The organism is Ruegeria sp. AD9 (assembly GCF_056542305.1).
In genome coordinates this window covers 1-13,572 of sequence record NZ_JBQFZP010000022.1, presented here as the reverse complement: position 1 = coordinate 13,572, position 13,572 = coordinate 1, and the positions used below count along the sequence as shown (strand labels likewise).

Genomic DNA, 13,572 nt, shown 5'->3' with positions numbered 1-13,572 from the left:
GGATTCCTGATATGACCGTCGATGTTCAGTTCCTGTCCTTTCGCCCGATGCTCGGGTATGGCACGACCGAGATGCGCTGTGTACAACCGGCGCGCTTTCTGAATGCCGCAGATCTGACGGCGCAGGCCGACTACCTTTTGGCTGCACCGACAACGCAATGTCGCGTGCTGATCCTTCATCGGGTCCGATACGATTCGCTGACTGAAAAGATAGTGTCCCTGGCACGCAGCCGTGGAGCGGTGGTTGTCTTTGATATTGACGATTTTGTAACCGAAAATCCGGGTGACGAAGTATTTTCCCGTTCAATCGAGCGAACCATGCGCCTTGCGGATGTGGTCACGGTATCCACCAGCTTTTTGCGTGATCGGGTGGCGAGTTTTCATCAGGACTGCAGAATTTTACGCAACAAGCTTTCTCAGGATGTGCTCAGACTCGCGGCTGACGCCGCGTCCAATGTGACCCAATCGGATCGCTACACCACGATTGGGTATTTCAGCGGCTCGGCGCATCACGACGCGGATTTCGCGATGATTGCTCCTCAGCTTCTCAGGCTGATGCACGCCAACCCGGACGTGCGGCTTGTCGTCGGCGGCAAATTGCAAGTTGACCCGGGCTTTCATACGCTGGGTGATCGGTTTCGTATTGAGCCGTTTCGTCCTTATGCGGAATTTATCGGCCTTTTGGGCGGGATCGACATCAATCTTGCACCGCTTGATACAACTTCGGATTTCGCCAATGCCCGCAGTGAATTGAAATTCATCGAAGCGTCGGCCTTTGGTGTCCCGACAGTTGCCTCGCCATCGCCAGCATTCTCAGAGGCAATAACGGACACCAAAACGGGATTTCTCTGCAACCGGGATGATTGGTTCGACCTGTTGTCCCGGCTGGTCAGCGACACGGCGTTGAGATACTCGGTGGGCGAAGCCAGCCGGATGGAAGTAACCGAAAAATACGGTCCCGAAGCTGGCAAGCATGAATGGATGGATCTGTTTGCCTCTCTGACGTCTGATCGTCGTCCCGAAAATCAGGCCTGGCATTCAAACTTCTATCTGTGGGCCGACGTTGCCGGGCGCGCAAAACTTCGGACTATTCGGCAACGTCTAAAGTCGATTTATGGAAATTAAGTGATAATTCAGGGCACGTTGGAATGAGAATCTTAATCTCGGCGAATACATCGTTCAATCTGGTCAATTTTCGGATGGGCCTGATCCGGAAGCTGGTCGAAGACGGGCATGAGGTCATCCTGCTGGCCCCTTTCGATGAATATTCTTCGGAATTGAAGGCAACCGGGTGTCAATTGCTTGATTTCAGGATGGACCGGCGCGGAACCTCGCCTCCGCGGGAACTGGCCACCCTTGTTTCTGCCTATTGCCATCTAAAGCGGGCCCGCCCGGACGTCGTTCTCAGCTATACGATCAAGAACAATGTCTACCTTGGGCTTGCTGCCCGCGCGCTTGGACTCCCGCTTATCCCGAATATAACCGGACTCGGTTCTGTGTTTTCCAATAATTCCGTTCTGAGCAGGATAATCCGGAAACTCTACAAGGTTGCCTTTCGAACGTCGCCGGTGGTTTTCTTTCAGAACATGGAAGACCGTGAACAGTTTCTTGCAGCCAAAGTGGTCTCCGGCGAACGCACTGCGGTGTTGCCGGGGTCCGGTGTTGATCTTACGCGCTTTGAATACCAGCCTGTTTCGGGGTTGGCGGATGCGCCGGTCTTCCTGATGGTGGCCCGCTTGCTTTGGGAAAAGGGGATCGGAGAGTATGTCCAAGCCGCCCGTATCGTGCGAAAGGTAACTCCGAACGCTGTGTTCCGCATTATCGGGGGAACCGAGGCCCCGAATGCAGCCGTGGTTCCTGAGGAAAAGGTTCAGCAATGGGTCGAGGAAGGGGTAATCGACTATGTGGGCCCGGTTCGGGACGTAATCCCCTATTTTCATGCGGCCGATTGCATTGTTCTTCCCAGCTACTATCGCGAGGGAACTCCACGGGCATTGTTGGAAGGCGCAGCATGCGGGCGTCCGCTCATTACAACAGACACACCCGGATGCAGGAACGTTGTGGTGGATGGGGACAGCGGCTTTCTGGTTCATCCCAGGGACACCGAGGATCTGTCTAATGCCATGCTGGCTATTGCGCGAACGACACCGGAAGGTCGCAGAAAAATGGGTGCAGCCGGGCGTGCCCTGGTCGAGGCGAAATACGATGAGAGATTTGTGATACAAGCCTATCAGGATACGTTAAAAATTCTGACTTTGCGCGGGAAAGGCCGGTAACGGGGCAGGTCTTCGGTTACGTCTGCCGCCTGAAGAAGCAGGTAGCGTGCTGGCGGCCCGAAGCCGCCAGCACTTTTTTCTTAGATCAAGAAAACGTCGTCAATTTGTTGTGGTGTCAGGTCCGAATCAAAGACGTAAACATCCGAGATCGTTCCGTCGAACACATCCATGAACCCTGCTTGTCCGGCCTCGCTGGCCCAGCCGTTGGCACCAATCTGAAGGAACTCGTCGCTGCTGCTCCAGCCCATGTCCAGATTGCCTTCGGCGACAAGTTTGTCGTTGAGCCAAACACTGACTTTTCCATCGCCAAAGCTTGCCGTGACCTCATAGTCCTTGTTGGCCTGGATGTTATTGATCACAAAGTTCTGCTCATCACCATCCTGCTGGAAACGGATTTTGAGCTTTCCGTTTTCGATGTAGCTGGTGAAGTGTCCGTTTTCCGCATCCATTCCTGACGCGTCCCTTGAGACAAGACCCTTGCGGCCACTTACCGTATCGGCGTTGAACGTGAACGAAATCGTTGCGCTGTCCGTTTGCAGATTGTCAGAGGGCTGCACTTCTACAACGGAAGAATTCCTGCCGTTGAATTCGGTGTCGCCAGACAGTTCAAACAGAATCTTTCCCAGCTCGCCGAGATCGACCTCCGGCTCGGGTGTCGGCTCAGGGGTCACCTCGGGTGCGGGCGCGGGTTCCGGTTTCAGTTCGGGAAGGGATTCAGAGGAATCGCCCGGCGCGCCGGGAACGGTCCCAAAGCCCTCAGTCACGGTCACATTCGAGATCGTGCCATCAAAGACATTGCTGAACCCGGCCTTTCCGGAACCGCTGGCCCAACCATTGGCCCCAACTTGCAGGTACTCGTTGTTCCCTGCCCAGCTCATGTCCGACGCGGCCTCTCCGACAAGATTGCCGTTAACCCAAAGTGCGACTTTTCCGTCGCCGAAAGAGGCTTTGACGTCATAGTCCTGATTTGCGGATATATTGTTGACGACAAAGGTCTTGTCACCTGAATCCGACTGGAACCGGACCTTTAGTTTGGCACCATCCAGATAGGCGGTGAAATGACCGGCACCTGTATCATAGCCGGACGCATCCTTGGATACGAGGCCCTGGCTCCCACTCACCTTGTCTGCATTGAAGGAGAACGCGATGGTTGCGCTGTCTACTTTGGTGTTCGCCGCAGGGGCAACCTGAATGACGGAGCCCTTGGACCCATCAAATTCCCGGTCGCCGTTGATTTCGAACAGAAGGCTGCCTGGTTCTGCAGGTGTCGGAGCGGGCTCTGGACTAGGCTCGGGAGCGGGCTCTGGACTAGGCTCGGGAGCGGGCTCTGGACTAGGCTCGGGAGCCGGGGTCGGATCAGGCGCTGATCCATCCCCAAGATCAAGCTGGTTGCTGGCACCTGCTTCAAAGCCCCACAGTTCATCCGCAGATTTGTTCTGCCTCGGCGCTGTGGTGTAGTCACCTCCGATATCCTGATTGTCACCGGACAGACGATGCCAGCCACTTGGCGCATTGATGTTCATGATGCGCGCGTCGGTGCCAACATTCTGGAAAATCAAATTCGACCAGTTGATGTCATATCCGTCCTTAACAAGGAATGCGTAACCGATGTCCTCGAATGTCATGCCGGTCACGCTAATTCCATGCGGGATATACTCGTCGGCATTCCCGGCGTTTACTTGGCCGGTATAGTCGTTGTAGGACGTCACGAATGCGCTGGTTGTTCCGCCGACATAGCCACCTTCGATCCGGATGTTACTGTTGATATTCGTGCGGCTTAGATCGCTGGTCTCGTAGATGAACGTCTTGATGTCCATCGCATGAGTATTGCCGTAGAATACCGAGTCCTTGACCAGGCCATCCTTGAAGCCGCCAGTGGTATCGATACCGTCGCGCGTGTTCTCTTCGAACAGGCTTTCTATTACCTTCGGACGGAGAATGTTGCCCGAGATTGTCTTGATGCCGTCGCCAACCGAGTTTTCGAAATGGCTGCGGTAGAACAGCGCGTCCGCCACATCGCCACCAAGAGAAACCTGCGAGCGTGCGCCGTCAAAGTGCGTTTCCCGTACAACCAGATTGTCGCTGTCGTGGACATTCAGAAACTGGCCGATATTGCCAGAGAACGAACTGTTTTTGATCGTTACGTCATCGACACCCAGAATGCCGATTGCCCGCGCAGGATCAAAGTGTTCGCCGCGCACGGGATTGAGGCCCTCGAAAGCTTTGGTCGGAGCACCGCTTGCGGTAATCGTGATGTTGTTCAGAGTGCCACCGTCGCCCATCAGGATCATCGGGCGATCTGTGGACGATGTGTTTTGCATATCAAAGCCGCCGCCATTCCGGGCGGCAAGCGTGAAGGAATCCGGCAGTTGTATCTGCGCTCCGGCGTTCAGGTCGTACATGTGGTCAAGTACCAATGTATCGCCGGCCTTGAACGTGCTATCGACCAGCGAAGCAAGCTGGCTCGTGACATTCTGACCAGCTTTCCAGCCAAAGTCGGAAGAATAGTAGACAGTCATAAGTGTTCCTTTCGCTGGCGACTCCCCAAAGTCGCGTTGCGAGCGTTGAGTGGTAGTTAGGGAAACTGGTGCTCGACCTCATCCCTTGTTCTTCAGTGAGCTGCGAATTTCACAAGTGCAGCTACGTACCGCTTACTTTCCAGAATCAGGTTAGCCATCGAATAGGGCAACTCAAAGGCAAGATCTGCGCCCTTAGAAGGCAGGATTATGACTGTTCGAAGGTGTGTCGTGGCACAACAGGAATTAGGGTTATGACAGCTATCGAGCAGAAAGTTGCCACTTGGACATATTCAACAGGTGAAATTTCGCGGATGACGCCGAGGACGTGTTCCCGGGGTTAAGGTATTTGTGGCATTTCGAAGACAGAAATGGCCGGGAAGGGCGGTATTGGCGTGGACGGGCATCCGAGAATCGAAAGAAACAGTTGTACATGCAACTTTGTCTTTTCCGACTCGGGGTGACCTATACCGGATCGCCCGAATCAGCTTGGTGGTCGCCTGGGCACGACGCTCATTCTTAGTCTTGGGTTTTCGACGGCATGGGACGTGGAATCGCCCTTGCTCCAAAAGTTCGAGCCCCCGGTTGCAGCGAAGTCCTGATGCAAGAATAAGAGTGTTTCAACCTCAACCCCGCGGCCAATGTGATGAACCCCATGGCCGAGGCACTGCTTGCCGCTGTTCCTGTCGGGCTCTGATAGGAGAATTGCTGCGGACCCATGCCCGCAAACAGCGTTGATTGTGCCGAAGCAGCAGCCTCGCCACCTATTGTCTCGGAAGATAAAGAGTGCAACTATACGCGCAGGATTCTAGTTCAAGGGTTTTAGGTTTGGACGTACTCGTTACTGGTCACGACGGCTATATTGGAGCCGTGCTTGTTGGGTTTTTGAAGGAAAGAGGGCACAAAGTTACAGGTCTCGACACGTTCTTCTTTGAGGATTGCGAGCTCTCGGACGCGCCCCCACCAGACAGGATAATTCGGAAAGACATCAGAAACGTCACGGCGGCGGATTTCAGTGGAATTGACGCCGTCGTTCATCTGGCGGGCTTGTCCAATGATCCGATGGGTGACATTAACCCGGCCTGCACTTACGATATCAATGCCGATGCAACATCGATCCTTGGGCTTGCCGCCAAGGAAGCAGGGGTGTCCAGATTTGTGTTTGCATCTTCTTGCTCGATTTACGGGGCGGCGAGCCCGGAAGACGTTCTTGATGAAAGCGCTGAATTCAACCCTGTGACGCCATATGGTGAATCCAAGGTCCGAAGCGAGGCGATCCTCTCCCAGCTTGCGAGCCGTGATTTTTCTCCGGTCTATCTGCGCAATGCGACGGCTTACGGTGCATCGCCGAAACTCAGGGCGGACTTAATGGTCAATAGTTTGGTCGGCTATGCCTATCTGAATGGCGAAGTTCTGATCAAAAGCGATGGAACGCCATGGCGTCCGCTGGTCCACGTCGAGGACATCTGCCGGGCCGTCGTCGCGGCCCTCGAAGCACCGACCGAGACAGTTCATGACACACCCTTCAATATTGGCCGGTCGTCAGAAAACTATCAGGTCAAGGATGTCGCCGAGTTCGTGGCACAGATCGTGCCGGACAGTCGCATCGTCTACGAACCCGGTGGTGGGCCGGACACGCGGTGTTACCGCGTCGACTTCTCCAAGGCGGAAAACGATCTGCCTGGCTTCGAGCCCGTTTGGACGGTGCCGGCGGGGATCGAGGAGCTCTTGCGCTCGTACCGTGAAAGCGACCTGAAACTAAATGACTTCGAGGGGGACAAGTTCATCCGTCTCAAGTCTCTGAAAGGTCATCTTGCGGAGGGTGCGTTGGACGGAGAGCTTTTCTGGAGCAAGCCCCGTTCACAGGCAATTTGACAGATGAACACGGTTGCCGGGAGCGGAGGGGTTGCAGGGAAATCCCCCGTTTGCCCGTCGTGCGGCGAAGCCGAGAGAATCGACGCCCTGTTCCGTTTCGAAAACATTCCTGTCCAAAGTACGGTTTTGGTGCGGGATGCGGAAACAGCGGGTTCTTTCCCGTCCGGAAATATGGTGCTGCATTGGTGCCCGGCTTGTGGCCTTGCCTTCAACGCAGAGTTTGATCCGGACCTTGTCTCATACGGCGAGGGATATGAGGATTCGCAAGGTCATTCGCAGACCTTTGCCGCCTTTGTAGAGGGCATAGCCCAGGATTGGGTGGACCGGTATGATCTTGCCGGTCGCCATATTCTTGAGATTGGCTGCGGTGGGGGCGATTTCCTGCAACTCATCTGTTCGAAATCCGGTGGTCGAGGGACGGGTTACGATCCGGCCTTCCGACCGAGCCGGGCGGACGGGCTTGCCGACAAGATCGATATCCGTCCCGAGTATTTCGCGCCGGAGCACGGTGCGGTTGATGCTGACTTTATCGTGTGCAGGCATACGCTCGAACATATCGGCGAAATCTCAAGGTTTCTCCGGATGGTGAGAAATGCCTGTTCCGGCGGGTCGGTTCGGCTTGGGTTCGAAGTACCCGATCTGCAGCGCATCCTGGAAGAAGGGGCTTTCTGGGACATTTACTATGAACACGCGTCGTATTTCACCGTAGCGTCCTTGTCCGCCGCGTTCTCTTTGGCTGGTTTCAATGTTCTGAAAGTCGAGCAGGTTTATCAGAACCAATACCTGCTGCTTGACGCCGCCCCGACCGAGGGTAGTACCCCGGGTCCGCCGACGCGCGACGCAGAAAGCGACGCCAAGACGGCCAAGCTGATCGCGCAATTCACCACAGAGGTCACCGGCAGGATAGCCTCGTGGAAAGATCTCTTTGAAACCTGGCAAAAAACCGGAAAGCGCATCGCCCTTTGGGGGTCCGGTTCCAAAGCCGTTGGATTTTTGACAGCCCTTGGAGTGCCACAGAACGTTGTCTGTGTCGTCGACATAAACCCAAGTCGGCGCGGGGCCTACATGCCGGGATGTACTATGCCGATTGTTAGCCCGGCCGACTTATCCGAGTTCTCACCTGATATAGTGATCGTAATGAACCCGATTTATCGAAACGAAATTGCCGCCGACCTGCTTCGCCTTGGTCTTGAACCAGAGATATGTACTGTCAACGACAGGTCTTTCGAAAAGGTTCTGACATGATCTCTGTTCCACCTTGTCCTGTGTGCACCGGTACATCCGGCGAAGTTTTCTTTGAACTTGAGAGCCAGCCTGTCCTGATCGGTGTCCTTTGGGAGGACGCCGCGTCTGCAAGGGGATGCAGGAAGGGAGATATCTCTCTCGCCTTTTGTCCTGATTGCGGATTTGTCTGGAACATCCGCTTTGATCCAAAATTGCTGGACTACGATCAGAAGTATGACAATTCCCTGCACTTCTCGCCAACCTTTCAGACCTATTCCCAAACGCTTGTCGAGCGGCTGATAGAGACCTATTCGCTGAACCGGAAAACCGTCGTCGATATCGGCTGCGGCAAGGGTGATTTTCTGAGTATGCTATGTGCGGAGGGAGAGAACCGCGGATACGGTTTTGATCCGTCATTCGACGGTGACAGACCCAACTCCCCGGGATACGACCGGATCACCTGGAGCAACGATTACTATTCCGAGAAACACGCTGAGCTTCAGGCCGACCTGCTGGCGTCGCGTTTTGTTTTCGAACATATTCCCGAGCCGAAGGCTTTCCTGGACATGATCCACCGGTCGATCTCGGACCCTTCGCGCACCACGATCTATTTTGAGGTTCCCAATCTTGATCTGATTGTTCGTCAGGGATCGACCTGGGATATCATCTACGAGCATTGCTCATATTTTTCTCCGGCCTCGCTTGCCCGTGTTTTCACCGAATGCGGGTTTGACGTTTTGCGGGTCGAGCAACCTTATGAACGCCAGTTCCTGTCCATAGAGGCCCGCGCCAGACCCACAGGTATCAGCAGCGCCCGGACTGATCTGGACCTCGTGGCGCTGCGGTCTCAGGTGCGCGATTTCGCGCTTGGCCAAAAGGATCGGCGCGACAGATGGTCTGAGCAATTGGAGTTGTGGAAAAAAGAGGGCAGGTCAGTTGCGATCTGGGGCGGCGGCGCAAAGGCTGTGGGTTTCCTGAATATGATGCAGGATCACGATTTGATTCGACAGGTCGTCGACATCAACCCGTTCAAGCAGGGCAAGTATCTGTCGGGGACAGGGCAACAAATTGTGTCTGCCGAAGACATTGTTGACGACCCGTCAGATACGATCATACTGATGAATCGCATCTACCGCAGCGAAGTTGAAATGTCGCTTGCGCGATTGGGCATCGCTCCTGTACTAATTGAGGCGTGATTATTTGTTTCAGATATAGTGGTTTTCATGAGTGATCCTATTGGTTCGTTTCCTTGCCGTTTTTGCGGAACTCAGCTTGAACATACCCTTGTCGATTTGGGTATGTCGCCGCTTTGTGAGAGCTTTGTAGCGGCCGGCGATTATTCCAAGATGGAGCCGGTCTATCCGCTTCATGCATTCGTGTGCCACGAGTGTTTTCTGGCGCAGGTGGACGAGTTTGTTCCAGCCGAACATATTTTTACCGAGTACGCGTATTTCTCTTCATTCGCAGACAGTTGGGTGGAACATGCCCGGACTTACTGCCTGGATATGCAAAATCGCTTTGGGTTGAACGCTAAAAGCCAGGTTGTGGAAGTGGCCAGCAATGACGGCTATCTCCTACAGCATTTCGTGAAGATGGGCGTTCCATGCTACGGCATCGAGCCCGCCTCGAATGTTGCAAAGGTCGCCATAGAAAGGGGCGTACCGACGGAGGTCGAATTTTTCGGCACCGAAACGGCAAGGCGATTTGCTGAACAGGGGCGCGATGCCGATCTCATTCTTGGCAAGAACGTTTTGGCGCAGGTGCCCGACCTAAACGATTTTGTCGCAGGATTGAAGATCATGATGCGTCCGGGTGCGGTCATGACCATTGAGTTCCCTCATCTATTGGCGACAATGGAGGGAAATCAATTCGATCAGGTCTATCATGAACACTACTGTTATTTTTCCTTGTTGGCTGCAAAGCGCATTTTCGCCCATCACGGAATAACGCTTTTCGACGTCGAAGAGGTACCCACCCACGGCGGATCGCTGCGCATCTTCGGATGCCACGTTGAAGACGATAGCAAGCCCGTAACAAATCGCCTGCGCGATTTCGAACGGCGTGAATTGGCGGCGGGTCTGGACCGGATTGAAACGTATGCCGCTTTCTCTGAACAGGTGCGCGAAACAAAGCGCGCTGCGCTTGAGTTTCTCATTGATGCCAACCGCGCGGGAAAGCAGGTGGTGGCCTATGGTGCTCCGGGAAAGGGGAACACGTTCCTGAACTATTGCGGGATCAAACCGGACATGATCGCGTATACCGTCGATCGCAATCCCTACAAACACGGAAGGTTTCTACCAGGTTCGCGCATCCCGATTTTCCCGACGGAAAAGATATCAGAGACGAAGCCTGACGTTATCGTCATTTTGCCGTGGAACTTTTCCGAGGAAATTTCGCAGCAACTTTCTTATACTGCGGATTGGGGCGCCAAAATCGTCCGTTTCGTGCCCAAGGTCGAAACGCTGAGCCTGGAAACACCCGAGTGTGTCTAGCCCTGAGCAGTTGATATGAACGGAGACGGCAAATGAAGGTGGTTTTATTCTGCGGTGGCCAGGGCACCCGGCTGAGAGATTATTCAGACCAGATTCCGAAGCCACTTGTCCCGGTCGGTGGTCGCCCGATTTTGTGGCACATCATGCGCTATTACGCCGCCTTTGGGCACACGGATTTTATCCTGTGCCTTGGCTACAAGGGCGAGACCATCAAGAAATTCTTCCTCGACTATGATGAATGTCTTACGAACGATTTCGTTCTGGAGCAGAGCGGCAAGAAGGTCGAGATGCTGGGGAACGATATCAGCGACTGGCGCATCACCTTCGTGGACACGGGTCAGAACACGAATATCGGTGGACGGCTTCTTAAGGTGCGTGAGCATCTGGAGGGCGAGGAAATGTTCCTTGCCAATTACGCAGATACGCTGACGAACATGGATTTGAACACCATGATCGAGGGTTTTTCGAAAACCGATGCCGTTGCCGGGTTCAGCTGCGTGAAGCCACCTTATTCGTTCCATCTTGTATCGTTCGGTGAAGAAGGTCTGATCTCGAGAATTTCTGATGTCAAAGACTCGGGAATGTGGATGAATGGCGGCTACTTCGTATTGCGCCCGGAGATTTTCGACAAACTCCATGAAGGCGAAGAACTTGTCATCGAAGGGTTCGAGCGTCTGGTCAAGGAGCAAAGGCTTTTTGCCCATCAACATCAGGGGTTCTGGACCTGTATGGACACATTCAAGGAAAAGCAGGCGCTTGACGACAAGGTGGCCGCCGGTGACACGCCCTGGCAGGTTTGGAGCGCCGACTAGACATGCAGGGTGTCCGGTTTAGTAATCTCAAAACCATTCTCTGCATTGGTGCGCATAGTGACGATATTGAAATCGGAGCGGGCGCAACGGTGCTGAAGCTCATTCGTGAGAATCCGGATGCCCAAGTGGTCTGGGTTGTATGTTCGGCAAGCGGAGCTCGAAGAGAGGAAGCAACCGAAAGCGCAGGCAGGTTTCTGGAAGGCGCGGGCAAACCTGACATTCGGGTCGAACAGTTTCAGGACGGTCATTTTCCGGGCCAGATCAGTGAGCTCAAGACTTTACTCGAAGATCTGAAGCCGCTGAACCCCGATCTGATACTCACGCATTATGGTCAGGATTTGCATCAGGATCATCGCGCGGTTTCTCAGGCGACGTGGAATACGTTTCGTAACAACGCTATTCTGGAATATGAAATTCCGAAATGGGATGGAGATCTCGGCGCTCCGAATTTTTTTGTACCTGCGACCGTTTCCGACACGGATCGGAAGATCGAAAATCTCATGTCATGTTTCAGGTCGCAGGTCGGCAAACATTGGTTTGACGATTTGACATTCAGGGGTTTGATGCGCCTGCGCGGGCTTGAGTGCAATGCCCCGGAACATTTGGCTGAGGGATTCTACGCCAGAAAACTGAGTATGGCATTCTAGGTTTGGAATCCCGATTTCTTGAGATTGGCGACCATCCGCTTGTCGTTCGAATCTCTTGATCCGGGCACCGAACCTGGCTCAACGTGGCCTGGTTTAATACGCAATTTGAAGGTGCCATTGAAAGGGAGTAAGTGCAGTGCAGACGAAGAGCCTTCGAAAGCGCATATCTGACTACATGAACCGCGGGGCGTTAGAAATTGCGGGATGGAACGTTTCGGAATCCGGAGCTTTGCGAAAAGGGTGCTGGGATGGGGTAGATACGCTCCAGGAAGCTCTTGAGCAGACCAATGTTCAGATTGGCCGCATCGCGGATGTGAAACCGACCGATCGCCTTCTTGACGCAGGATGTGGGCTTGGTTCCACCTGCATTTATTTCTCCAGGGAATTCGGCTGCAAAGCAGTAGGAGTTACCATTGAGGAGCGCGAGTGCTCGACAGCGCGGGTCGCTGCCAAAGAAGCCGCGCTTCAAGATCAGGTGCAATTTGAAGAAATGGACTTTACGGATATGGATTTCGAAGACGAATCCTTCGATGTCATTCTCGCGATCGAAAGCGTTACCTGGCTTGATGATAAGCGCGATTTTTTGCGCGAAGCCTACCGCCTTCTCAAGCCTGGCGGGCGTCTGATAGTGGCAGATCACTTTCACATGAAAGATAATCCAGGCAGGCTGGAAAAGCGCATCCTGGATCAGTGGGGCCGGGGTTACAGCGGCTTCAAACTGACGACGATTGAACGCTTCAAGGCGGCAATGGCGGATGTTGGTTTTGGCTCGATCGGGATCGAGGACTGGACGCAGAAGATTCTGCCGTCGTCACGCATCCTCGCTCGTCACGGCTTTATCTGGGGCGTTCCCGATTTCCTTCTCGGCAAGATATTCCGCTTCAAGGGATCGCGCAGGCGTAGGTTTACCTTTGCTTCGGCAAGAGCGGAGTTTCTGGCGCTTCGCTTCGGCGCAGGTGGCTACTATGTTGTGGCAGCCCGCCGGGCTTCATAGGGCAGGCCTCAAAGGTGCCATAATTTTGCCACATTTTGGGTCCCGCCCGCCGGGTCAATGCAGCGCGGACCTATGCCGCTTAAGAAGCGAATTCGAATGCGTTTGTCGCATCCTCGCGAAGGGTGTGAAAACACATGGCCTCGGAAAGCGTCCCGAGGGGGATGGTCTTCATCGGTGTGGTTCTCCTTTGTCACCTAAAACAGCTTCTAAGAGTATCCTACGTGCCTTTGCCATCGCCTAATTTTGAAGAAAAGCACTTAAAAACAACCATCTGAGGTGGCGCACGAATCGCCTTGGAAGCGCATCAAGCCAAGGGGATTAGAAGGCCCGCCGCCCGCCCTTTCCGCTGCAAACCCTTAATCCAGAAGTATAGCGAGCCTGATACTTTCCAGTTCCGCAAAAGCCGAAAGACTATCGTTGCTCAATTGTGATCAATTGACAGATTATCGTAGCATCGTTGGATGCAATTGATGAAATTCTCGCGAGGAGAAAGCCACACCTTGGCAAGGTGCGTAAGACCTCGTAGGGTTAAAGGCGATTTTGTGGCGAATTTTTGCTGCGGTTTGTTAACTAGGAAACTGTTTTACAGTTCGTGGGGGGCTATATGACCTTTCAGTCGGACGATTTTGCGTCGGGTATGCTTGATCCCAATGTGTGGACATTTACGGCACCTTCCGGTGCGACGGTAGCGTCGGGTGTGTCCGGGTCCGAGGCCTTTGTTCGGCTGGAAACGCCTG

General features: G+C 54.0%; 10 protein-coding genes. 9 read left to right on the top strand and 1 reads right to left on the bottom strand.

Translation table 11 applies throughout. From position 1 onward, the window contains the following. Nucleotides 1–11 precede the first annotated feature (11 nt). Nucleotides 12–1,124, top strand: coding sequence for a glycosyltransferase (locus ACR0AM_RS19690; RefSeq protein WP_480623789.1), 1,113 nt, complete (start codon nt 12–14; stop codon nt 1,122–1,124). A 23-nt stretch (nt 1,125–1,147) separates the two neighbouring features. After that, nucleotides 1,148–2,275, top strand: a complete 1,128-nt coding sequence (locus ACR0AM_RS19685; RefSeq protein ID WP_480623788.1) for a glycosyltransferase family 4 protein — start codon at nt 1,148–1,150, stop codon at nt 2,273–2,275. Between the two features lie 80 nt (nt 2,276–2,355). On the opposite strand, the gene ACR0AM_RS19680 is transcribed toward ACR0AM_RS19685, so the two are convergent. Next, nucleotides 2,356–4,794 (bottom strand): LamG-like jellyroll fold domain-containing protein, encoded by a 2,439-nt coding sequence (locus tag ACR0AM_RS19680; protein WP_480623787.1) that lies wholly within the window; start codon nt 4,792–4,794, stop codon nt 2,356–2,358. Between the two features lie 825 nt (nt 4,795–5,619). On the opposite strand from ACR0AM_RS19680, the gene ACR0AM_RS19675 reads away from it, so the two are divergent. From ACR0AM_RS19675 to ACR0AM_RS19645, 7 genes are all read left to right on the top strand, one after another. Beyond that, nucleotides 5,620–6,666, top strand: coding sequence for an NAD-dependent epimerase/dehydratase family protein (locus tag ACR0AM_RS19675; protein ID WP_480623786.1), 1,047 nt, complete (start codon nt 5,620–5,622; stop codon nt 6,664–6,666). A 3-nt stretch (nt 6,667–6,669) separates the two neighbouring features. Further along, nucleotides 6,670–7,911 carry a class I SAM-dependent methyltransferase gene (locus ACR0AM_RS19670; protein ID WP_480623785.1) on the top strand — a complete coding sequence of 414 codons (1,242 nt, stop codon included), beginning with the start codon at nt 6,670–6,672 and terminating at the stop codon, nt 7,909–7,911. After that, nucleotides 7,908–9,086 carry a class I SAM-dependent methyltransferase gene (locus ACR0AM_RS19665; protein ID WP_480623784.1) on the top strand — a complete coding sequence of 393 codons (1,179 nt, stop codon included), beginning with the start codon at nt 7,908–7,910 and terminating at the stop codon, nt 9,084–9,086. Before ACR0AM_RS19670 ends, ACR0AM_RS19665 begins: the two co-directional genes overlap by 4 nt. Before the next feature lie 27 nt (nt 9,087–9,113). Further along, nucleotides 9,114–10,382, top strand: a complete 1,269-nt coding sequence (locus ACR0AM_RS19660; protein ID WP_480623783.1) for a methyltransferase domain-containing protein — start codon at nt 9,114–9,116, stop codon at nt 10,380–10,382. A gap of 32 nt (nt 10,383–10,414) precedes the next feature. Then, nucleotides 10,415–11,194, top strand: coding sequence for a sugar phosphate nucleotidyltransferase (locus ACR0AM_RS19655; protein WP_480623782.1), 780 nt, complete (start codon nt 10,415–10,417; stop codon nt 11,192–11,194). A gap of 2 nt (nt 11,195–11,196) precedes the next feature. Continuing rightward, the gene (locus ACR0AM_RS19650) at nt 11,197–11,841 is read left to right on the top strand and encodes a PIG-L deacetylase family protein (RefSeq protein ID WP_480623781.1); all 645 of its coding nucleotides are present in this window, start codon (nt 11,197–11,199) and stop codon (nt 11,839–11,841) included. Nucleotides 11,842–11,977: 136 nt separating this feature from the next. Then, nucleotides 11,978–12,835, top strand: coding sequence for a methyltransferase domain-containing protein (locus tag ACR0AM_RS19645; protein ID WP_480623780.1), 858 nt, complete (start codon nt 11,978–11,980; stop codon nt 12,833–12,835). The last annotated feature ends 737 nt before the right edge of the window (nt 12,836–13,572 follow it).

Coding starts and splice junctions, on each gene's coding strand:
- ACR0AM_RS19690 (WP_480623789.1), top strand. CDS start 12: ATGACCGTCGATGTTCAGTTCCTGTCCTTTCGCCCGATGCTCGGGTAT.
- ACR0AM_RS19685 (WP_480623788.1), top strand. CDS start 1,148: ATGAGAATCTTAATCTCGGCGAATACATCGTTCAATCTGGTCAATTTT.
- ACR0AM_RS19680 (WP_480623787.1), bottom strand. CDS start 4,794: ATGACTGTCTACTATTCTTCCGACTTTGGCTGGAAAGCTGGTCAGAAT.
- ACR0AM_RS19670 (WP_480623785.1), top strand. CDS start 6,670: ATGAACACGGTTGCCGGGAGCGGAGGGGTTGCAGGGAAATCCCCCGTT.
- ACR0AM_RS19665 (WP_480623784.1), top strand. CDS start 7,908: ATGATCTCTGTTCCACCTTGTCCTGTGTGCACCGGTACATCCGGCGAA.
- ACR0AM_RS19660 (WP_480623783.1), top strand. CDS start 9,114: ATGAGTGATCCTATTGGTTCGTTTCCTTGCCGTTTTTGCGGAACTCAG.
- ACR0AM_RS19655 (WP_480623782.1), top strand. CDS start 10,415: ATGAAGGTGGTTTTATTCTGCGGTGGCCAGGGCACCCGGCTGAGAGAT.
- ACR0AM_RS19650 (WP_480623781.1), top strand. CDS start 11,197: ATGCAGGGTGTCCGGTTTAGTAATCTCAAAACCATTCTCTGCATTGGT.